The 20464-nt window shown below is 71.0% G+C and carries 19 protein-coding genes and 2 pseudogenes; 12 read left to right on the top strand and 9 right to left on the bottom strand.

From position 1 onward, the window contains the following. The first annotated feature begins 1 nt into the window (after window position 1). The 3 genes from O7543_RS21155 to O7543_RS21165 all read left to right on the top strand — a co-directional run bounded on the left by O7543_RS21155 (window position 2) and on the right by O7543_RS21165 (window position 3104). Entirely contained in the window at window positions 2-295 is a 294-nt protein-coding gene (locus O7543_RS21155; protein WP_281552247.1) for a hypothetical protein, read from the top strand. Between the two features lie 365 nt (window positions 296-660). Beyond that, complete coding sequence (locus O7543_RS21160) at window positions 661-1539, top strand: glycosyltransferase family 2 protein (RefSeq protein ID WP_281552246.1); 879 nt, start codon at window positions 661-663, stop codon at window positions 1537-1539. Continuing rightward, a complete protein-coding gene (locus tag O7543_RS21165) occupies window positions 1536-3104 on the top strand; it encodes a hypothetical protein (RefSeq protein WP_281552245.1) in 1569 nt (522 codons plus the stop codon). Before O7543_RS21160 ends, O7543_RS21165 begins: the two co-directional genes overlap by 4 nt. Window positions 3105-3128: 24 nt before the next feature. Here the strand turns inward: O7543_RS21165 and O7543_RS21170 are convergent, their stop codons facing one another. From O7543_RS21170 to O7543_RS21180, 3 genes are read right to left on the bottom strand one after another with little or no spacing between them, the layout of a single operon-like run. Continuing rightward, a complete protein-coding gene (locus O7543_RS21170; protein ID WP_281552244.1) occupies window positions 3129-3878 on the bottom strand; it encodes a methyltransferase domain-containing protein in 750 nt (249 codons plus the stop codon). After that, a complete protein-coding gene (locus O7543_RS21175) occupies window positions 3875-5011 on the bottom strand; it encodes a glycosyltransferase (RefSeq protein WP_281552243.1) in 1137 nt (378 codons plus the stop codon). The genes O7543_RS21170 and O7543_RS21175 overlap by 4 nt, the downstream gene beginning before the upstream one ends. 9 nt (window positions 5012-5020) lie before the next feature. Beyond that, the gene (locus O7543_RS21180) at window positions 5021-6028 is read right to left on the bottom strand and encodes a lysylphosphatidylglycerol synthase domain-containing protein (RefSeq protein WP_281552242.1); all 1008 of its coding nucleotides are present in this window, start codon (window positions 6026-6028) and stop codon (window positions 5021-5023) included. A 217-nt stretch (window positions 6029-6245) separates the two neighbouring features. Between O7543_RS21180 and O7543_RS21185 the strand changes: the two are divergent. Next, window positions 6246-7061, top strand: a pseudogene (locus O7543_RS21185) (HAD family hydrolase); the annotation flags it as partial. A gap of 4 nt (window positions 7062-7065) precedes the next feature. Continuing rightward, window positions 7066-7920 (top strand): HAD family hydrolase, encoded by an 855-nt coding sequence (locus O7543_RS21190; RefSeq protein WP_281552241.1) that lies wholly within the window; start codon window positions 7066-7068, stop codon window positions 7918-7920. Here the strand turns inward: O7543_RS21190 and O7543_RS21195 are convergent. After that, on the bottom strand, window positions 7875-8543 hold the full coding sequence (locus tag O7543_RS21195; protein ID WP_281552240.1) for a bacterial proteasome activator family protein: 669 nt from the start codon (window positions 8541-8543) through the stop codon (window positions 7875-7877). The two genes, O7543_RS21190 and O7543_RS21195, sit on opposite strands and share 46 nt — an antisense overlap. Before the next feature lie 281 nt (window positions 8544-8824). On the opposite strand from O7543_RS21195, the gene O7543_RS21200 reads away from it, so the two are divergent. Then, window positions 8825-10030, top strand: a complete 1206-nt coding sequence (locus tag O7543_RS21200; protein WP_281552239.1) for an ABC transporter substrate-binding protein — start codon at window positions 8825-8827, stop codon at window positions 10028-10030. Window positions 10031-10078: 48 nt separating this feature from the next. Here the strand turns inward: O7543_RS21200 and ddaH are convergent, their stop codons facing one another. Beyond that, the gene (ddaH, locus tag O7543_RS21205) at window positions 10079-10909 is read right to left on the bottom strand and encodes a dimethylargininase (RefSeq protein ID WP_348650032.1); all 831 of its coding nucleotides are present in this window, start codon (window positions 10907-10909) and stop codon (window positions 10079-10081) included. Between the two features lie 68 nt (window positions 10910-10977). Between ddaH and O7543_RS21210 the strand changes: the two genes are divergently transcribed. Continuing rightward, window positions 10978-11445: an Lrp/AsnC family transcriptional regulator gene (locus O7543_RS21210; protein ID WP_281552238.1), complete on the top strand. Its 468-nt coding sequence runs from the start codon at window positions 10978-10980 to the stop codon at window positions 11443-11445. Window positions 11446-11493: 48 nt separating this feature from the next. Here O7543_RS21210 and O7543_RS21215 read toward each other — a convergent pair whose 3' ends face one another. Next, the gene (locus tag O7543_RS21215; RefSeq protein WP_281555758.1) at window positions 11494-12591 is read right to left on the bottom strand and encodes a hypothetical protein; all 1098 of its coding nucleotides are present in this window, start codon (window positions 12589-12591) and stop codon (window positions 11494-11496) included. Window positions 12592-12762: 171 nt separating this feature from the next. On the opposite strand from O7543_RS21215, the gene O7543_RS21220 reads away from it, so the two are divergent. Next, window positions 12763-15033, top strand: coding sequence for an FdhF/YdeP family oxidoreductase (locus tag O7543_RS21220; protein WP_281552237.1), 2271 nt, complete (start codon window positions 12763-12765; stop codon window positions 15031-15033). Here the strand turns inward: O7543_RS21220 and O7543_RS21225 are convergent. Together O7543_RS21225 and O7543_RS21230 are read right to left on the bottom strand one after the other, a co-directional pair. Further along, on the bottom strand, window positions 15011-15295 hold the full coding sequence (locus tag O7543_RS21225) for a DUF6457 domain-containing protein (protein ID WP_281555757.1): 285 nt from the start codon (window positions 15293-15295) through the stop codon (window positions 15011-15013). The two genes, O7543_RS21220 and O7543_RS21225, sit on opposite strands and share 23 nt — an antisense overlap. A gap of 17 nt (window positions 15296-15312) precedes the next feature. Beyond that, window positions 15313-15951: an NTP transferase domain-containing protein gene (locus tag O7543_RS21230; RefSeq protein WP_281552236.1), complete on the bottom strand. Its 639-nt coding sequence runs from the start codon at window positions 15949-15951 to the stop codon at window positions 15313-15315. Between the two features lie 77 nt (window positions 15952-16028). Here O7543_RS21230 and O7543_RS21235 point away from each other — a divergent pair. The 4 genes and pseudogenes from O7543_RS21235 to O7543_RS21250 all read left to right on the top strand — a co-directional run. Then, window positions 16029-16283, top strand: a pseudogene (locus O7543_RS21235) (winged helix-turn-helix domain-containing protein); the annotation flags it as partial. Window positions 16284-16380: 97 nt separating this feature from the next. Continuing rightward, window positions 16381-16722, top strand: coding sequence for a hypothetical protein (locus O7543_RS21240; RefSeq protein WP_281555823.1), 342 nt, complete (start codon window positions 16381-16383; stop codon window positions 16720-16722). Window positions 16723-16805: 83 nt separating this feature from the next. Continuing rightward, complete coding sequence (locus tag O7543_RS21245; RefSeq protein WP_281555756.1) at window positions 16806-17603, top strand: DUF427 domain-containing protein; 798 nt, start codon at window positions 16806-16808, stop codon at window positions 17601-17603. 77 nt (window positions 17604-17680) lie between these two features. Then, window positions 17681-19399: a glycosyltransferase family 2 protein gene (locus tag O7543_RS21250; RefSeq protein ID WP_281552235.1), complete on the top strand. Its 1719-nt coding sequence runs from the start codon at window positions 17681-17683 to the stop codon at window positions 19397-19399. Here the strand turns inward: O7543_RS21250 and O7543_RS21255 are convergent. Continuing rightward, window positions 19351-20310, bottom strand: coding sequence for a sulfotransferase (locus O7543_RS21255; protein WP_281552234.1), 960 nt, complete (start codon window positions 20308-20310; stop codon window positions 19351-19353). The two genes, O7543_RS21250 and O7543_RS21255, sit on opposite strands and share 49 nt — an antisense overlap. Between the last annotated feature and the right edge of the window lie 154 nt (window positions 20311-20464).

Below are 20464 nucleotides of genomic sequence, written 5' to 3' on the forward strand. Positions count from 1 at the left end.
GGTGAGGCTGACGCACGTTATTCTCGCGTTTGACGTGCGTCAGCCTCACCTCGACGCGTTCTCAGCTGACTTCGCCCTACTTAGGTTCAGCCACGAACACGCCGACGCCTCCCGACGGTCACCCGGCGCGGCGGCGGCCCGGACTCCGGCGAGGTCGCCGCCTTCCTCGAACGGGATCGCCCACGACCTCGGCACTCTGTACGCCGGACTCGACCGCACCTACGAACAGAACGACCGGATCAAGGACACGCTGCGCCGCTGGCAGTCCAGCCGGGCCACCGCAGCTGGCTCGTGAACGCGCCTGCGGAGAGGGAGCGCCCTACTTCGGTTCGACCGCTACCCGGTCGTCGGCGCGCCTTCGCCGACTGGACACCTGGGCGTTACCTGAATCTCATTCGGAGTGCACGCACACCATCCACCCTGGGTAGCCGCAGTCAGGTGCCCCACCTCGGCGAGGTGGCAAAAGGCAGGTCAGAGCAGGCCGGTCGGGTATCATGACGCATTGCGAAGCGGGAAGCACACTCCCGCCAATGTCGCTCCACGACCTCGGAGACTCGCATGACGGTGACGAGCCGGTTCGCACGGCCAGGAACGAGTGTTTGGCCGGTGACCGAGCCGAACGGCGAGGTCAGCCGTGGCAATTCCGGCCAGCCCCTCGACGTGACTATCGTACTTCCCTGCTACAACGAGCAAGACCACGTAATCCGGGAGATCGAACGGATCACAGATGCGATGGACAACAGTGGCTACGAGTACGAGCTGCTGGCCATCGACGACGCTTCCACCGACCATACCCTGCAGGTTCTGCAGGAAGCCCAGACGCGATTCCCGCATCTTCGGCTGATGCCGTTCCACCGCAACGGCGGCTCCGGCACCGCACGTCGGATCGGCAGCCAGCAGGCCCGTGGCGAGATCGTCGTATGGACCGACGCCGACATGACGTACCCCAACGAGCGGATCCCCGAACTGGTCCAGATGCTCGAAAAGGAACCCGCCATCGACCAGGTGGTCGGTGCCCGGACCAGCGAACAGGGCACGCACAAGGTGCTGCGGGTCCCGGCGAAGTGGCTCATCCGCAAGGTGGCGGAAGGATTGACCGGAACGTCGATTCCAGACCTCAACTCCGGTCTACGGGCGTTCCGGCGGCAGGTTGCCCTGCCGTATCTGCGTCTGCTGCCCCCCGGCTTCTCCTGCGTCACCACCATCACCATGGCGTTCCTGCACAACCAGCACGAGGTCCGGTACCTGCCGATCGACTACGCCAAGCGCTCCGGCTCGTCGAAGTTCCACTTCGTCAAGGACGCCTACCGCTACATCCTGCAGGTCCTACGGATGGTGATGTACTTCAACCCGCTCAAGGTGCTGATGCCGCCGGCCCTGTGGCTGCTCGCCCTCGGTATCGGCAAGGTGATCTACGACGTCGTGGCCAACCCGGTCAGGATCGCGACGAACACCATCATGATCGTGATGACCGCGCTGATCATCGGGGCGGTGGCGCTACTCGCCGACCTCATCGTGCGATCGCGGTCCGACGGATGACCTCGCCCGGTTCCAGTGCGGCCGACCAACTTGCCCACCCCGGTGAGCAGCCCGGGAACGGTTCCGACAAGCATCCGCCGGAGCAGTTGACCGGCCGGTCCGGTAGCCCGACGGAACCGGGCCCGGCCCCCACCGAGGGGGGAGCCACGGTCAAGCGGGTCGATCGGTGGGGTTGGTTCGGCGTCGCCGCGATCACCGCTGTGGTGGCGGCGACCTGGATACCGCAGCTGGCGCTGCCGTTCGGCGACAACCACGTTGGGCGGATCTTCGCCCGGCACGGGCTGCACCTGCGCAATCTGCAGGAAAAGGGCCTGGTTGGCTCGTCGTTCAGCGCCGACTGGTCGCCGTACAGCGACCAGGCGTACGCACATCATCCGCCGCTGCTGAACATGCTCGACGCCACCTTCGGTCTGTTGCCGGGTAGTGGCGCGTACGAGATCCTGATCGGCCCGTTCCTGCTTGGCCTCCTGGTGGTGCCGGCCGCTGCGGCACTGCTCCGGGCATTTGCGATTGCCTGGATCCCCACCCTTGTCGCGGTCGGGACGATGGCGGCGACCGGGTTCTTCTGGTTGTACAGCCCGCTGATGTTCGACATGGGGCTGATCCTGGCCATGTCCGCCACCATCGTTGCACTACGCAAGCGTGCCGATCCACCGCGTTGGCTGGTGGTCTGTGCCTGTGTCACCGCGTTGCTCGCGACCCTGGCGTCCTGGCCAGGGATCGGCCTGGCGGCGGTTCTCGGCCTGTGGTTGTTTGCCGCCCGCCGGCTGGACCGGGTGACCGTCGCGGTCGGAGCCAGCATGGTGCTCGGCGTCCTGGTCAGCCTCGCCTTCATCGTCGGGGTCAGCGGTATGGAGGACCTGACCAGCCAGACCGAGTTCCGTACGGCTGGTGGGGGGTTCACCGCCCGACAGTTCCTGGTCCGCCAGCGCGACTACGCGACCGAGCTGCTGCCCACCTGGTACCTGGTGATTTTCCCGATCGCCGCCGTCGCCGGTCTGTTCGTCCGGCGGACCCGGTTCTACCTGCTGGTCACGCTCGCCTTCGTCGGGGCGTGGGTGATCGGGCTGAACAACGGGTCGTTCATCCACGACTACTGGGCCTACCCGGTGCTCATTCCCGGTGTGGTCGCGATGGGCGCCCTGTTCGATCTCATCGTGCGGCGTGTCCCGACGCTGGTGTCGGCGAGCGCCGGTATCGCGGCCGGGGTCGGCCTGTCGGTCGCCTTCGGGGCGATAGCTCTGGGGCCGACGGCCCGGGACTACGTCTACGAGCCAGCTGACGCCGGCCGGCTGGTCGACGCCTACGCCCCTGGTCCCCAGCAGCAGCGTGCCTGGGTGATGAACATCAGCACCCCCCGGTGGGTCGCCTACTACTGGGATCTGCCACCGGCGGTGATGAGTCCCGACGTGCTGTCGCAGGCACAACCGGATGATCTGATCCTCTTCCGCACCGACCTGCGTCAAGGATGGGTGCCGGAGTCGGTGCCGGTGGTCGACACCGAGGGCCGGTACGGCCTCTTGCGGGTCGCGGACATCCGATCGGCGCTGCCGGCCGTCGACTGATCCGACAGACGCCGGCACCTTAGATCAGGCTGAGACGGCGGGGCGGGTCGCCACGGCGACCAGCCCTGGCCCATGCCCCGGGCGCAGCCGCTGAACCGCCGCGAACGGCGCAACGGCGGCCCTGATCAGTGTTCCGGCCAGCGCTCCGCGTGGCTGGAAAAGCCGCCCCGAGGTGTGTGTCCGGTCCTGCGCGCTCTCCGCCGCGGTCGCGGTGCGCCGGGCAGCGAGTCGGTCGCGTACGATGTCAAGGATGTAGCCCAGCGGCCACGCGTAGTGGATGATCCTGATCTGCTCGGCACCGGCAGCGGTGAGGACCTCGTGCAACTGGTCGGCGGTGTACCGCCGGTAGTGCCCGGCCAACACATCGGACGGACCGAACCGGTGCGGATCGGCCGGCACCGACAGCAGCAGCTGCCGACCGGGACGGACCAACGGGAGCCAGGCCGCGAGCGCGGCGGCATCGTCCTCGATGTGCTCCAGCACCTCGAACGCACAGACCAGGTCGTACGTCGTGCCGGCCGGCGCCTTGCGGTGATCGCCGTGGATCACCGTTCCGCCATGCGGGGTGATCCGCTGGTGTGCCACGGCGAAGCTCTGATCGTCCGGCTCGACCGCAGTGTACGGCGCTGCGCCGGCCAGGTAGGTGCCGACGGCTCCGAGCCCGCAGCCCAGTTCCAGGATGTTCGTCGGCTGCAGGGCCGCGATCTGCCGGCGGACGATGTCCCAGCGCAGTGCCGCGCGCGGGGACAACGGTGGTCGGCCCGGAGCGCTCATCGGCCCGCCACCCTGTCGGCCGTCGTGAGGCTGCCGGCACGCTGCCGGACCGGCTCGGTCACCGCGGCAGCCTGGAAGCTCTCGTCGGCCCGGCGGCCGGCGGCCTGCTGCCATCGGCGCAGCGCAGGCCGGTCCGCGGCCAACGACCGAAGTTCGGCCGCGATCGCCGTCGAATCGCCAGGTGGCACCAGGATGGCCGCTTCGCCGAGCACCCGCCGCTGCGGCGCAGTGTCCGAGGTCAGTACGGCGCAGCCGGCGGCGGCCCCTTGGAAGACCTTGGTCGGCACGACGTTGAGGGCCTTGTCGGTGGTGCCGAAGATGCCCAGCGCCACATGGTGCCCGGCCACCAGGGCCGGAAGCTCGTCGGGGGTGGCCCAGTCGATCCAGGTAACCCGAGGGTTGCCGGCTGCGGCGGCGCGGCACTCGGCGTACTCCTGGCCGGTGCCGACCATGGTGACCTCGACCGACTCGTCCGCCGCGAGGTCGGCCAGAGCTGCCCCGAGCACCGCCGTGCCGTGCAGCGGGGTGTACAGACCGACGAAGATGGCCCGCAGCGGGCCGGACACCTCAGCGGCATCCGGCCGTCGGGCGGCGAACCACTCCCGTCCGGCGCCGACCAGCGCGACCACACCCTTGTCGGCTGCCGCAGGGGGCAGCGCAGCCGCGTGCTCGGTGGTGTCCACCACGACGAGGTCGGCGCTGCCGAGCGCGCCGTCGTCGATCGCACGCATCAACCGACCCTTGATCCCACCGCCGGTGGCGAGACCGCGGTCACGGGCCGTTCCAGCGGCCGAGACGAGATGGTCCAGCACGATCGGGGTACCGGGAAACAACCGGCGGGCCAGCCGTACGTCGAAGTGCCCCAGATACCCGACCAGAACCGCGTCGACCTTCCCGGGCCGGCGGAAGCGGCGGGCCCGCCAGGCCAGCGAAGCCCAGCAACGGGCCAGCTTGACCGCGAGCAGCGGCAGCCGCCAGGGTTGGCGCAGCATCGCGACCCGCCCGGCGGTGTCCAGCCCCAGCGGGGCGTTGAGCTCGATGACGGCGTCGCCGGCCGCTCGCAGACCTTCGATTAGCACGGCGACGCGGGGATGACGTTGGGCTTCGTAGGTCCCGAACACCAGCCAGCGCACGGGCGCAGTCTAACCAGGTTCGGATCGGCTGTGGTGAGCGCTGTCCACCTCGTCGGTCCGGTCAGCCAGGCCCGGCTGACGAGGTTCGCCGCCGGGGAACCGGTTGGCCAACAGCACCGCCACCGCCGGTGCGGCTACATCGACCACGATCATCAACAGCCGGGACACCACGGCCGCGACCAGAGCGATCGGCTGGCTCACGCTCACGCTGAGGATGACCACCAGCGCGGCCTCCCGAGGTCCGGCCCCGGCCGGCGCGACGATCAGCAGGAATCCGATCGCCCAGGAGCCGGCGAACGCGGCGATCGACAGGAACACCAGGTGGGGGCCGTCCGCTGCGCCGAGACCCCGCAGCAGCGCCCAGATGTGCCCGCCGTACGCCAGCCAGGCCAGTACCGACCAGAGCACCGACTGGCCGATCCCGCTCAGCGACAGCGGCCGCGGCATCGGCTCGCGGCGGGCCAGGCGCATGGCGATCGCCAGACCCCGGTTGAGCAACGGAGGCCAGAGCCCCGCTGCGGCCAGCGGCAGGGCCAGCAACGCCCACCAGTAGCGATCGAAGGCCGCCGGGCTCACCAGCGGCAACAGACACACCGTAAGGAGCAGGCCGGTGCCGAGCGAGACTGCCATGACCAGCAGCGCCGCTGCTGCGGAGGATCGACCGGGAACCTGGTAGGTCCGGCCCAGCCGGGCCTGGGTGAGCATCGGCCACAGCTTGCCGGGCAGGTACTTGCCGAGCTGTCCGACAAAGAAGACCCGCATGCCGGCACCGAGTGGTATCCGGCTACCGAAGTCGGCGAGGATCGCCCGCCAGCTCAGGAAGTTGCACCACAGCGCGACGATGGCCCCGGCGGTGGCCAGGAGCAGACTGGGGACGGTCAGGTCCGTAGCGGTGGCTCGGACCTGCGACCATTGGCTGGCGAGGGCCCAGCCGATGAATCCGGCGAAGGCACCGACCACGGCGACCTGCAGCGCTCGTCTCAGCAGACTGGGACGGTGCGACGCCGGCGGATGCACGCCAGGCACCCTACTCGTACGTCGGCTGTGGTCGCTGGTCACCCCGGCCCGGTCGCGGCACCGCGCGGCCCCCGCCCATGCCGTCCGCCCGCCGCCTGCGTCCCGGCCCTGGTCAGTGTGCATCCGGTCTTCGCGCGCACGTCATGGCCAGGTCACGGTACGCGAGGTACGGTTGCTGACCCGTCGACCCGTCGACCCGGGGATCAAGGAGGACAGCATGCCGCGCTCCGGTCTACCCAAGCTGATCGCCACCGACCTTGACGGCACCCTGGTCCGCAGCGACGAGACCGTCTCCGCGTACACCCATGAGGTGCTGGACCGGGCCCGGTCGCTCGGCATCCCGGTCGTCGGGGCGACCGGCCGCGGACCCCGGCTGATCGAGTTGACCCGCAACGACATCCGGGCCGCCGACTATCTGGTGATGGCCGGCGGCGGGCGGGTGGTCGACCAGAGCGACCCGACCGGTGTACGGGTGCTGCGCGACGAGCGGCTGTCCGCCGACGTGCTGGCCCAGCTGATCACCGAGCTGGAGGCGGCAGTCGGTCCGCTGATCGTGATGGTCGAAGCGTCTGACGAGCACGAGGCGCCGCTGTGGGGCGACTTCGACCCGCAGTGGCGGTACCCGGAGCGGTTCGAGGCCCGTACCAGGCAGCAGTGCCTGGCCACCGACGTGATCAAGGCGTTCGCCCGGACCCCGTCGCACGACGTCGACGCGCTGCTCGCCGCCGCGGTGCAGATCGTCCCGCCGACGCTGGCGACGGTCACCCAGGCCGGGCTGGGCTTCATCGAGATCTGTCCGCCCGGCGTCGACAAGGCCAGCGGCCTGGCGGTCGTCGCGGAGTCGCTCGGCGTCAACCCGGCGGACGTGCTGGTCTTCGGTGACATGCCCAACGACCTGCCGATGTTCGCCTGGGCCGGGTGGTCGAGGGTGGCGGTGTCGAACGCCCATCCGACAGTACGCCGTGCCGCCGATGAGGTTACACTGCGTAATGATGATGACGGCGTAGCGATTTACCTCGACCGGCTACTGTCCGGAGATGGAAGTGCATCCACGTCTGGTCGCCACCGACCTCGACGGGACACTGCTGCGGCCCGATAAGTCGCTCAGTGCCCGGACCGCGGCTGCGCTCGACGAGTTCCAGCTGCGCGGCGGGCGGGTGGTGCTGGTCACCGGTCGGCCGGTGCGCTGGCTGCCGGCCGTGTACGAACAGTTGCGGGCCCCGGTGCCGGCGGTCTGCGCGAACGGTGCCGTGGTCTACGAGCCGCGTACCGACACCGTGCTGCGCGCCGACCCGCTCGCCCCGGAGATCATGGCCGAGGTCGCCCGGCGACTGCGCGCCGAAGTCCCGGATGTGGTCTTCGCCGTCGAGGTGGAGGATGGCCGGTTGATGCGGCACGGCACCGACTGGCCGGCGCACTGGAACAGCGATCACCCCACCGCCCGGCAGGTCACCGACTCGACGCGGCTGCTCGCCGCGCCGGCGGTGAAACTGCTGGCCCGCAGCAGCCACGATGACCCGGAAGTGTTCGTCCGGATCGTCGCCGGAGCGCTCGCCGGGCTGGCCGAGGCCACCCACTCGTCGAAGTCCGGGTTGGTGGAGATCTCAGCTGCCGGGGTCACCAAGGCGGCCGGGCTGGCCTGGCTCTGCGCCCGTTGGCAGATCGGTGCCGCCGACGTGGTCGCCTTCGGCGACATGCCGAACGACGTCCCGATGCTGACCTGGGCCGGGCAGGCGGTCGCGGTGGCGAACGCCCACCCGGCGGTGCAGGAGGTCGCCGACGCGGTGACGGCGTCAAACTCCGACGACGGGGTAGCCGCGTACCTTGAGCAGTTGCTGGCGCAGAGTCAGAGGTACTGGCCGGTGCGGGTGCCGCCGCCCTCGCCCGGCTGACCGGCCTGGCCCGGCTGCCCCGGCATGCCGGGGATCATCCCGCCCGGGCCGACCGGCAGCGCCGGACGCCCGCCGGAACGCATCTGCTCCAGCTGCAGCCGCGCCGCCATCTGCTGGGCCATCAGCGCCGCCTGGATGCCGTGGAACAGCCCTTCCAGCCAGCCGACCAACTGGGCCTGGGCGACCCGCAGTTCACTCTCGCTCGGGGTGGCGCCGTCCTCGAACGGCAGCGAGATCCGGGCCAGCTCCTCACGCAGCTCCGGTGCCAGGCCGTCCTCCAGCTCGGTGATGGAACGCCGGTGGATCTCGCGCAGCCGCTGCCGGCTCGCCTCGTCGAGCGGGGCGGCGCGGACCTCCTCCAGCAACTGTTTGATCATGCTGCCGATCCGCATCACCTTGGCCGGCTGCTCGATCAGCTGCGACGGGTCTTCCGGGTCGACCGGCTCGTCGCCGGCACCGGTGGCCCCGCTGGCGTCACCGGGGGCACCTGCGGCACCGGCACCGCCGACGTTCACCGTGCCGACCGGTCGTCCGTCCGGGCCGACCACCACCACCGCGCCGGGCCGGCCAGCCGCCGGGCCGGACTCGTTGGTCTCTTCCGGGGAGCCTGACGTCTCGGTCATAGGCTCCATCTTGACGCAGCACCAGGGCCGGCCGCTCGCCGGTCCCCCGATCACGCCGCCCGCCGGCTCTCCGATCACGCCGCCCGCAGGTTTCCGGTTCACGCCGCCCGTCGGCTCTCCGATCACCCCGCCCGTCGGCGGCGTGAACCGGCAGATCACCTACCATTGACTGGACGCAGCCGAGCGGGTAGAACGCCGAGTGGACCGTCGACCAACTCGCCACCGTCGGCGTGCTCCGCCTGCGCGACCGATCGTCGTACCCATGGGAGAGGACCACCCCTGTGCCTCACATCGACCGTCGGCAAGCCCTGAAGCTGCTGGCCGCGCTCGGCGCCACCGGGCTGGCCAGCGCCTGCAGCGTCGGTACGGGTGACGACTCGAGCGAAGACGACGGCCCGGTCAGCGACCGGCCGGTACGCATCGGGCTGATCGTCCCGCAGACCGGCGGTTACAAGCCGATCGGCGACGAGATGCTCAACGGCTTCCAGCTCTACCTGGACACCAACCAGCAGCGGCTGGGGGGCCGCCCGGTCGACCTGGTGATCGCCGACGAGGGGGAGACCCCCGAGTCCGGGCTGGCGGCGGTCGACTCGCTGCTCCAGCAGCAGGTGCTGGCGCTCACCGGGGTGGCCAACTCGGCGGTGATGCTCGCCATCCGGGACGCCGTGGAAGAGTCCCGGGTGCCGTTGGTCGGCTCGAACGCCTCGCCCCGCAGCTTGCAGAGCGTCGTCTACATCTGGCGTACCTCGTACGTCGCCGACGAGCCTGGCCTCGCCCTCGGCGGCTACCTGGCCCGAGAGGTGTCCGCCAACGGCGAGGTGGCGATTGTCGCCGCCGACCAGCCGGCCGGCCGCGACGTGGTGCAGGGGTTCCGGGAAGGCTTCGGCGCCAGCGACGAGCGGATCTCCGGGGCGGTCATCTGGGCCAACGCCACCCCTAATCCGGGTCGGGACACCTTCACCGAGCCGATCCAGGAGGTGATCTTCCGGGATCCGGAGGCGGTCTACTGCCACTTCACCGGCTCGGCGGCGGTCGAGTTCATCCGGCAACTGCGCGACGCCGGCTTCGAAGGTCCGATCTACGGCCCGGGCTTCCTCACCGAGGGCAACGTCATCGACCAGTTGGGCGAGGAGGCGAGTGGCATCGTCACCGCCCTCAACTACTCGGCTGACCTGGACAATTCGGCCAACCTGCAGTTCGCTACCGGCTACCGCAAGCGGTACGGGGCATCGCCGACCACGTACGCGATGTCGTCCTACGACGCGGCCCAGGTGCTGGACAAGGCGATCCGATCCGCCGGATCGGGGGTCACCTCCCAGGAGTTGAACCTGGCGCTCGGCCGGGTGGGACAGATCGACAGCCCGCGCGGGCTGTGGCAGTTCAACCAGCCGCGTACGCCGCAGCAGAAGTGGTACCTGCGTGAGGTGCTGCGCGACGGTCCGGTGCTGTCGAACGTGCTGATCACCGAGCTCGCCACGCTCGGCTGAGCGCCACAGTCAGCCGAGCGCCGGACTGGACTGGGCTGGAACCGTGGGTCAGCCGCGCAGCTCGGCGACGCAGCACTTCACGCTGCCGCCGCCCTTGTGCAGCTCGGTGAACTCGACCAGCAGCGGCTGGTAGCCGGCGGCGGCCAGCTTGCCGGCCATCCTGGTCGCCTCGCTGTTGACCACCACATACCGGCCGTCGCTGATCAAGTTCAGCCCGAAGGCCAGCGCGTCGGACCGGTCGGCGATCACCGCGCCGGGGAACAACTGCCGGAGCACCCGCTGCGACGCGGGGGAGAAGGCCTGCGGGTAGTAGGCGACGGTCTCGTCGTCGAGGGCGGCCAGCGCGGTGTCCAGGTGGTAGAAGTGCGGGTCGACCAGACGTAACGACACAACCGGCCGGCTCAGCGTCTCCTGGAGCCGGCGGTGCGCGTCCGGGTCGGTACGGAATCCGTAGCCGGCGAGGATCGTGCCACCGTACGCTCCCGGCAGGTAGGTGAAGTCGCCTTCGCCCTCGTTGGTCTCGGTGGGCCGCACGTACCGCCAGCCGAGCTCCTCGTAGAAATCCCGATGCGCGATGGCCTCCGCGGCCCGCTGCGGGTAGGTGAACCGGGCCCCGAATACAAGGCGGTCGACCGAGAAGGCGCCGTTGGCGGCGTACACCATGTCGGGCAGGTCGGCGCGGGCCGGCAGCAGCCGAACCTGGTGCCCGATGCCGGTCAGCGTCTCGCGTAGCCCTTCCCATTGTTTGACGGCGAGTTCGGTGTCCACCGGCAACTGAGGGTTCATCCACGGATTGATTGCGTACTCGACGGCGAAGTGCTCCGGCGGACACATCAGGTAGGTCCGGGGCTGCCCGGCGGCAGCGCGCACATCGGTCACGGGAACCAAGAGTAGGTATGCTGTCACACAATAAGAAGTCTCTATCGTTGCGCCTGGAGGGCTAAACGTTGCATATCGACGCCGTGGACCAGCGAATCATTGCGTCGCTGGTGGCCGATGCCCGTTCGTCCTACGCGGACATCGGTGCCCGGGTGTCGCTATCCGCCCCGGCGGTCAAACGTCGGGTCGACCGGCTGCGGGCGGCCGGGGTGATCCGTGGCTTCACCGCCGTCGTCGACCCGTCCGCCGTCGGCTGGACAACCGAGGCGTTCATCGAACTGTTCTGTACCGGGCGGACCACACCGGCCCAGATCGCGGCGGCCACCCGCCAGCACCCGGAGGTGGTCGGGGCGTACACGGTCAGCGGCGAGGCAGACGCCCTGGTGCACCTGCGGGCAGCCGACATCGCGCACCTGGAGCAGGCCCTCGAACGGCTGCGGGCCGAGTCGTTCGTCACCGCCACGAAGAGCATGATCGTGCTCTCCCGGCTGGTCGACGCACCGCCGCCGGTCGCCGTCCCCGACCCACCGGCCTGACCGGCCCGTGCCCGACCCGCTGACCTGTCCGGCAAGTGCCCGGTCAGGTCAGAGGTACATGCCGGTGCGGTGATCCCCGGCGTCGCCCCGGGACGGCTTGTCCCCGTCGCCGAAGAACCGCTTGCCACCGAACTCGCCGTGCAACCGGTCGTCCAACTCGTCGGCGAGACCGGTCATCACCTGCACCGCGAGCATCAGATGAGTGGGCTGGAAGTTGCGGCCGAAGACCGGCACGGACGCCCACACCGTGTCGTTTGTGCAGTACAGCCGCCCGATCGGCATCCGGTTGGTCAACTCGGACAGCTTCACGTACAACTGCTCGGTCGGCTCCACTTCGGTCAGCACCGGTGAGAAGACGTCCACCAGCGGCGGATTGTCCCGGATCCGGACGAAAACCATCGCCGAGCCGGCCCGGATCCCGATGTCGCCGTCCGCGTCCACGTGCAGGTGCTCCGGGGTGCTGCGCATCATCGTCGCGACCACCGTACGGACCCGGTCGTCGAGCGGCAGCGCGTCACCCGGACCGTCGTCACCGTCGTCAGGCAGCGAGTCGCCGGTCGGCAGCCCGAGATGGTCACCGAGTGACGACGCCGGTCGGGCGGTGCCGAGCGGCTCGACCTCGATCGGCGAGTCGCTGTCGTCGTTCACCGAGTAGACGACGAAGGCCGGATGCGGGGCACCGTAGACCTGGCGCAGCGTGTGGGTGATCACTGAGGCCAGCCGGGCGACGTCGGTGGTCGTCGTGGCCAGCCCGAAGTTGTCACCGCAACCCGGCACCACCCCGGGCGGCGACCAGCCGAGCGCGACCAGCTCGGCGACGGCGTCCCGGCCCATCCGGTAGTCCGGCGGCAGGGTGGCGTTGCTCACCGCCGACGCGGTCAACCGGTCCTGCAGGCCGACCGAGACATCCACCGAGTAGATCGCGTCCCCGGTGCCGGACGCCGTCGGATCGAGGGTGAGCTCCACCTGTGCACCTGCCGGCAGCGTCGGCAGCATGGCGGCCAGCGCGGCGGCGAAGTCCCGCCACGCCTGGGTCACCTTCTCCCGCAGGTCGGCCGTGCTCGGCTCGTCGAGCAGGAGCGGCTCGTGCGCCGCCGGCTGACTCCCGGACGCCTGATCTCCTGTTGCCGGCACCTGCTCCCCCACGATGATCAACTCAGTCTCGTTGTGCGCACACCCTACCCAGGTGAGCCACCACACCGGCTAGCCCCAGCCGCCGTCGGATAACCGGCACTGGCCGGCCGTAGCTGCCGTACCGCCGCTGGCCTGCGCTTTCGGATGTAGCCGGCGGATCGCAGCACGTGAGAAGGTGGCGGCATGGCACGTTCCGCCCCCCGAGACGACGCCGGCGACCGCGACCTGCGGGTCGACCGGCCGGCGACCAGCGCGGCCGGACTGCCGGGCGTCACCCATGCGCTGCGCGCCGGCGTCGCCCAGATGGGTGTACGGCGTACCGCGCTCACCCTTGCGCGGGTCAACCAGCCGGGCGGCTTCGACTGCCCCGGCTGCGCCTGGCCGGAGCCGGCCGCGCAGCGCCGCGCGCACGCCGAGTTCTGCGAGAACGGTGCCAAGGCGGTCGCCGAGGAGGCGACCCTGCGCCGGGTCACCCCGGAGTTCTTCGCTGAGCACCCGATCAGCGAGCTGGCCACCCGCTCCGACCACTGGCTCGGCCAGCAGGGCCGGCTCACCCACCCGGTGGTGCGCCGACCGGGTGCCGACCACTACACCCCGATCAGCTGGGACGACGCGTTCCGGCTGATCGCCGACGAACTGCGGGCCCTGGACTCCCCGGACCGGGCCGCGTTCTACACCTCCGGCCGCACCTCCAACGAGGCCGCGTTCCTCTACCAGCTGTTCGCCCGGTCGCTGGGCACCAACAACCTGCCGGACTGCTCCAACATGTGCCACGAATCGTCCGGCATGGCGCTGCTCAGCACCATCGGCATCGGCAAGGGCTCGGTGACCCTGGACGACCTGCACCGGGCGAAACTGATCGTCGTCGTCGGGCAGAACCCGGGCACCAACCACCCCCGGATGCTCTCCGCGCTGGAGCGGGCCAAGCGGGACGGTGCCACCATCGTCGCCGTCAACCCGTTGCCCGAAGCCGGGCTGATGCGGTTCCGCAACCCGCAACGCCCCGGCGGCCTGGTCGGGGCCGGCACCCCGCTGGCCGACCACTTCCTGCAGATCCGCATCGGCGGCGACCTGGCGCTTTTCCAGGCGATCGGCGCGCTGCTGGTCGCCGACGACGCGGTCGACACCGACTTCGTCGACACCCACACCAGCGGGTACGCCGAGTACCACGCCGCCCGCGCCGGGCTCGACTGGTCGGCGGTGACCGCCGCCACCGGGCTGGACCGGGCCCAGGTCGTCGAGGTGGCGAAGCTGTTCGCCGCCTCCGACGCGACCATCGTCTGCTGGGCGATGGGGCTGACCCAGCGGCAGGACTCGGTCGACGCGATCCGCGAGATCGTCAACGTGCAACTGCTGCGCGGCATGATCGGCAAGCCGGGGGCCGGCCTCTGCCCGGTGCGCGGACACTCCAACGTGCAGGGTGACCGCACAATGGGTATCTGGCACGAGCCGCCGGCCTGGCTGCCGGCGCTCGGCCGGCGACTCGGCGTACCGATGCCGACCTCGACCGGGCTGGACACGGTCGGCGCGATCCGGGCGATGCGCGACGGCGAGGTAAGCGTCTTCATGGCCCTCGGCGGCAACTTCGCCGCCGCCAGCCCGGACACCGACGTGACGGTCGCCGCCCTGGCGTCGTGCGCGTTGACCGTGCACGTGTCGACCAAACTGAACCGCTCGCACACGGTGCCCGGCGCGACCTCGCTGATCCTGCCCTGCCTGGGCCGCACCGAACGGGACCGGCAGGCCGCCGGCGACCAGTTCGTCACCGTCGAGGACTCGATGTCGGCAGTGCACGCCTCCCGGGGCCGGCTCGCCCCCGCCTCCGACCAACTGCTCTCCGAGGTGGCGATCGTCGCCCGGCTGGCCCGCGCCACACTGCCCGACTCGCCGGTGCCGTGGGAGGCGTACCAGGGCGACTACCGGGCGATCCGGGCGACCATCGCCGACGTCGTACCGGGCTTCGCCGACTTCGAACGCCGGGTCGCCGAGCCGGACGGATTCGTGCTGCCGCATCCGCCCCGGGACCGGCGGACCTTCGCCACCGCGTCCGGCAAGGCCGCGTTCACGGTCAGCCCGTTGACCGTGATCGAGGTGCCGCCGGGCCGGCTGCTGCTGCAGACCATGCGCAGCCACGACCAGTACAACACCACGATCTACGGGCTCGACGACCGCTACCGCGGCATCCGGGGCGGGCGCCGGGTGGTCTTCGTCCACCCGGACGATCTGACCGCGCTCGGCTTCACCGACGGCGACCAGGTCGACCTGGTGTCGGAGTGGTCGGATCAGGTCGAGCGCCGGGCGAGCGCCTTCCGAGTGGTGAGTTACCCGACAGCGCGCGGCTGCGCGGCCGCGTACTTCCCGGAAGCGAACGTGCTGGTGCCGCTGGGCTCCACCGCCGCCGGGTCGAACACCCCGACGTCCAAGCAGATCGTCATCCGCCTGGAGCCGGCCTGACCTCGCCCGGGGCCGGCCCGACCTCCTCGCCGTCACCGTAGGCACGGGCCAGGGCGGCCAGCCGGGCACCGGCCTCGACCGGATCGGCGCCACGGCCGACGGCCAACCCCAACAGGTACGCGGTGACCGGCGCACCCGGTCGCAGCACGTTGTGCGCCACGTCGCGGGCCAGGTCCAGCACCACCGGCACCGGCACCTCGCCGGGGTCGAGCCCGAGTTCGGCGGCCGCCGACGCCACCCAGCTCGTCATCGTGTCGCTCATCGCACCCACCGTGTCGCTCATCGGACCCACTCCCGTGCCTGCCGGACGTCCTGGTCGGTGTCGCAATCGAACCACGGTGCCGCGCCGGCGCCGGGCCAGGTCACCTCGGCGACGGACAGGCTGCCGAGCAGCGCCCGCATCGACGCCCCGACGAGGCCGCCGTCGCGCTGTGCGGCGAGCCGGGCCACCGCCGCACGCAGCCGGTCGGTCCGCCACACACCGCAGAGCAGTTGCCGCCGGCCGGTGGTGTCGACGTAGAGCGCCCCGTCGACACCACCCGCCCGTACGGTCCGCGTCAGCAGGTCCACCGCGTCGGCGGTGAGCAGCGGCAGGTCGCCGGCGAGCAGCGCGACCAGACTGGCCGGCTCGGCGACCAGACCGGTCGGCTCGGCGAACGCGGCCGGGGCGGGGAGCGCGGCGAGGCCGGCGGCGGTGGCGGCGACCGGACCGGCCCCGGGCGGCTCCTCGCGTACCGCCAGGACACCCGGCGGCGGGTCGGCCAGCGGGCCGACGACGACGCGCGGGTCGGCGCCCGCGACGGCGGCCAGCACCCGGTCCCGCATGGCCACCCCACCGACCGGTACGTCCGGTTTGTCGACGCCGCCCATCCGTCGGGCCGCGCCACCGGCCAGCACCACCGCCGCGAATCCGGTCACGTCGCCGACGGTACCGCGAGGTGAAACCCGTCGGTGCGGTTGACATCGAAGCCGGCCGGCCGGGGCGTCCTTCCAGTATGGAGTTCAGGCTGCTCGGGAACTTCGAAGTGGTACGGGACGGCCGGCCGGTACCGGTGGGCCGGCGCCGGCAGGAACGCCTGCTGCTCGCCATCCTGCTGCTGGCAGCCGGTCGTCCGGTCGCCACCGATCGGCTGACCGACCTGCTGTGGGACGGTGCACCGCCGCCGAACGCCCGCGGTGCCGTGCACACCTACGTCGGGCGGCTGCGGGCCGCCCTGTCGCCGTACGGGGTGCGAATCACCACGAAGGGTGGTGGCTACGCGGTGCCGGCCGGGCAGGTCGACGCGACCCGCTTCACCGACCTGGCCCGGGAGGTCGCCGGCACCACCGCTGGACCGGGTGGTCAAGATGGTGCTGGCGACGTACCCGGACGGCTCGTCAAAGCGGGAGATCTACACCGGAGCGCTCATCTACCGGGTCACCAACACGTCTACCGGGGAGTCGGTCGAGGTGGACATCAGCGGCACCTCGGTGCTGAACATCCGGCCGGGCGGCTCCTACTCCAACAACGTGACCTGGCGGGTCTGGGGCCCGATCCTGCTGGGCATGCACGAAGGAAAGGGCAACTATCCGAGCGGCATGTACGTCCCGAACGGCATCTACACCGTGGATGTCAGCAAGTCGGGGTACCGGACGCTGCGCTTCACCGTCGGCAGCGCGCACAACATCTGCGACGATCTTCAGCCCTGACCTGCGGGAGCCCAGCCCGGACTCCGCCAACGGGAAACATCCACCCCCCGATGATCGTTGCCGGTGGTATGGACGATTCCGGGGTGAACGGACCCGACAGCGGAGACGAGACGTCCCACGCCGGCCCGGCCCCGGGCCGGCGTGGCGCGGTCCGGGTGGAACCGGGCCAGAAACGGGTCCGGGTGTACCTGCACGGCGAGGTGGTGGCCGACACGACCGCCCCGCTGCTGGTCTGGGAGAAGCCCTACTATCCGACCTACTACCTGCCGGCGGTGGATGTCCGCGCGGCACTCGTCGCGACCGGCGCCACCGAGCGGTCGCCGAGCCGGGGCACCGCCGAGATCCTCGACGTGGTCACCGGGGACGGCCGGACCGCCGCCGGAGCCGCCCGCCGCTACCCCGACTCACCGTTGCCGCAGCTACGCGACGCGGTACGGCTGGACTGGGCGGCGATGGACGACTGGCTGGAGGAGGATGAGCTGGTCTACACGCACCCGCGTGATCCGTACACCCGGGTAGACATTCTGGCCAGCAGCCGGCGGGTACGGGTGGAGCTGGACGGGGTGACGCTGGCCGATTCCGGCTCGCCCCGGATCCTGTTCGAGACCGGGCTGCCGCCGCGCTACTACCTGCCCCTGACCGACCTGCGGCGGGACCTGCTGATGCCGTCGCAGACCCGCACCCACTGCCCGTACAAGGGTACCGCCGAGTACTGGTCGGTGCGGCTCGGCGAGCGGACGTACGACGACCTGGTCTGGATCTACCGCGCGCCGCTGCCGGAGAGCCAGAAGATCGCCGGTCTGGCCTGCTTCTACAGCGAAAAGGTCGACCTGTACGTCGACGGCGTCGCCCAGCAACGGCCGCGTACGCAGTTCAGCTGAAGCCGGCGCGACACCCCGCCGGCCGTACGTGCGGTGCGTGTCGTCCGGTGGTCACCTTCCCCTGCTAACTTCTGCCCGTGGCGCAGGCAGACGGATCAACCGCAACGGACGGATCCGGGACGCTCGACGGTTCCGGGGCAGTCGGGCAGCCGGCGGGCGGTGTCCCACGGGTCGTCCGCAACGACTGGTCGTCGGTGGCCGTACCCGATCTGGACAGCTGGCGGCCCACGATGACGGTGAGCGTCGTCATCCCGGCCTACAACTGCCAGCCCACGTTGGATCTGACGCTGGCGTCGTTGAGCCGGCAGACGTACCCGGCGGACCTGCTCGAGGTCGTCGTGGCCGACGACGGCTCGGACCCGCCGTTGATCCTGCCCGAGGTCCGGCCGGCGCGGACGAAGATTGTCCGGGTCGGTGCCGACTGCGAGGCCGGTTGGGGGCGGGCCGCCGCCCTGCGCTGCGGCGTCGCGCACAGCACCGGCGAGATCCTGCACTGGCTGGACGCCGACATGATCGCCTTTCCCGAGCATGTGGCGGCCCAGGTCCGCTGGCAGCATGTGCTGCCGTACGCGGTCACCCTCGGCTACAAGCGCTTCGTCGACCCGGACGGCGACGGGCGGTGGCCGTCGGCGGAGACGGTCGCGCGGACGCTGGCTCGCGGCGCGGCAGCGGACCTGTTCGGTGGCGACCCAGGTGAGCCGCACAGCTACGTCGAGCGGTACGTCAACCAGACCGACCAGCTGCGCATCGCCGACCATCACGCGTTCAAGATCCACGTCGGCGCGACCGCCGCGTTGCGCCGCGAGCTGTACCAGCGGGCCGGCGGGTTCGACGCGCAGCTGCGGCTGGGCGAGGACACCGAGTTCGGCTACCGGCTGGCCCAGGCGGGTGCCGTGTTCGTGCCGGAGCCGGCCGCGCGGAGCTGGCATCTGGGGCGGACCCACGTGATGCGCGCCCGTAAGGAGATCGCCCGCTGGAACCGCCCGTTCTTCGCCGACCGGATCCCGTACCCACGCAGCTGGCGCAAGGTGGGCGGGACGTCCTGGTCGGTCCCGCTCGTCGAGGTGGTCACGGCAGTCGGTGACCAGCCGCTGGAACGGGTACGGGCGGCCGTCGACTCGGTGCTGTGCGGCAGCGAGCACGACATCCGGGTCACCCTGGTCGGCCCATGGGATCAGCTCGACGACGCGCGGGTACGGGTGCTCACCGACCCGCTGCGCGACCTGCGACTGATCACCGCGACCTACCGGGGTGAACCACGCGTCCGGCTGGCCACCGAGCGGCCCGGCAGCGTCTTTCCCGCGCCGTACCTGCTGGACCTGCCGGCCGCGTACGGCCTGGCACCGGACGCCCTGCGACGCCTCATCGACGTCGCCGACCGCCACCAGGCCGGCGTGGTCCGGGTCAACGTCGGCGAGCCCGGAGCGGACCCGGCGCGGGAGGCCGGCGTACGGCTGTGGCGGACCGCGGCGCTCAGCCGGGCGCGCTGGGTGCGGTCCGCCGACGAGCCGCTGTTCGACGCGGTGACCTCGGTGTACGGGCACCGCGACGTGCCTGCCGAGGAGGTCGGCGTCGTGGACCTCACCGGGTTCGAGGTGACCGACCTGGCGAACGGCATGCCCCGGCCGTCCCGGCGTCGCCGGACACCTGCCGCGCTGGTGCCGACGACGGTCGAGGTGGCAGGCGTACGGTCGCTGGCCAAGGCGACGGTGGTGGTTGCCTGGATGGCGGGCCGGCGGGTCCGTGCTCAGTGGGCCGGGTCGGCGGTGCGGCGCAGAGCCGGCCACAGCGGGTAGCGGTAGCGGGGCAGCAACGGCATCGACACCGTGGTCGAGATCAGCCGCTGGCCCCGGGCCTGCTGGTCGATCCAGCGATCGTCCAACTTCAGCGACACCTCGCCGGTGCGGAACCGGCTCGGGTTGCCGGAGACCGTGTGGTTGGGTCGCAACCGCACGGTACGCCGGTCGACGAACGGCCCGCCGGCCGGCGGTGACACGACCTCCTCCGGCAGGCCGACGAAGCGGAGCAGACCTTCGACCGTGTCCCGGGGCTCGACCATGAAATCCTCGTACCGCAGCCGTCGGTGCCGGCCGGGAAAGGCGCGGGCGGTCCGCTCGATCAGCAGATTCCAGCCGAGCCACAGCCGGCTGCTCTCGGCCGGGCTGTGGTGGTGGGTCAGGCCGGGGGTCGAGGCATCGTGGTGGGAGGTCGTCCGGGACCAGGAGTACGCCACCGCCCGTGGGTCGCGCACCACGTGCAGCAGGTACGGCTGCACCCCGGCGACGCCCGACAGCATCGCGGCGTCGGCGGGCGACTTGGACGAGTCGACGATCAGCGTGGCGCCGGTGACGTCCGCGACGGCCCGGTAGAGCGAGGCCATCAGCCGTCGGTAGCGCTCGACGTCGGGGGCGGGCCGGGCGCGCAGGAGGGTGGGCGTGTGGCGGACCCGCAGCGCGCTCCGCTGCAGCGCATACACCTCGGCGGCCGACGGCGGGTCGTCCCCGTACGCGGCGCGGAGGATCTCCTGCCAGAGCGGGCATTCGGGGACCGGGACGCCGCAGCCGCACGGCCGGCGCTGCTGCAGCCCGCGGAGCCAGAGGTAGGTGAGCTCACCGACGGTGAAGACCGACTCGTACGAGTTCAGAATGTTGTCCAAGATGGTGGTGCCGCTGCGTCCCCACGCCGCGATGAACAGAACCTTGGTCACACCGCTCCCTCCACAGGCTGCGGCCGGAGTCTAGCCAGGAGACGATGCCGGCCCGGCCCGCTCCTCGGGCCTCGACAGGCCGGGTGCCGGTGCCGGATGCCGGGTCGGTGCCGGTGCGTCGTCCGGTTGCCGAGGGTGTTCCCGACCCGTACGG

The sequence above is a fragment of the Solwaraspora sp. WMMA2080 genome, from assembly GCF_027497395.1.
Taxonomy (GTDB): domain Bacteria; phylum Actinomycetota; class Actinomycetes; order Mycobacteriales; family Micromonosporaceae; genus Micromonospora_E.

Coding starts and splice junctions, on each gene's coding strand:
- O7543_RS21165 (WP_281552245.1), top strand. CDS start 1,536: ATGACCTCGCCCGGTTCCAGTGCGGCCGACCAACTTGCCCACCCCGGT.
- O7543_RS21170 (WP_281552244.1), bottom strand. CDS start 3,878: ATGAGCGCTCCGGGCCGACCACCGTTGTCCCCGCGCGCGGCACTGCGC.
- O7543_RS21190 (WP_281552241.1), top strand. CDS start 7,066: ATGGAAGTGCATCCACGTCTGGTCGCCACCGACCTCGACGGGACACTG.
- O7543_RS21195 (WP_281552240.1), bottom strand. CDS start 8,543: ATGACCGAGACGTCAGGCTCCCCGGAAGAGACCAACGAGTCCGGCCCG.
- O7543_RS21220 (WP_281552237.1), top strand. CDS start 12,763: ATGGCACGTTCCGCCCCCCGAGACGACGCCGGCGACCGCGACCTGCGG.
- O7543_RS21225 (WP_281555757.1), bottom strand. CDS start 15,295: ATGAGCGACACGATGACGAGCTGGGTGGCGTCGGCGGCCGCCGAACTC.
- O7543_RS21240 (WP_281555823.1), top strand. CDS start 16,381: ATGGTGCTGGCGACGTACCCGGACGGCTCGTCAAAGCGGGAGATCTAC.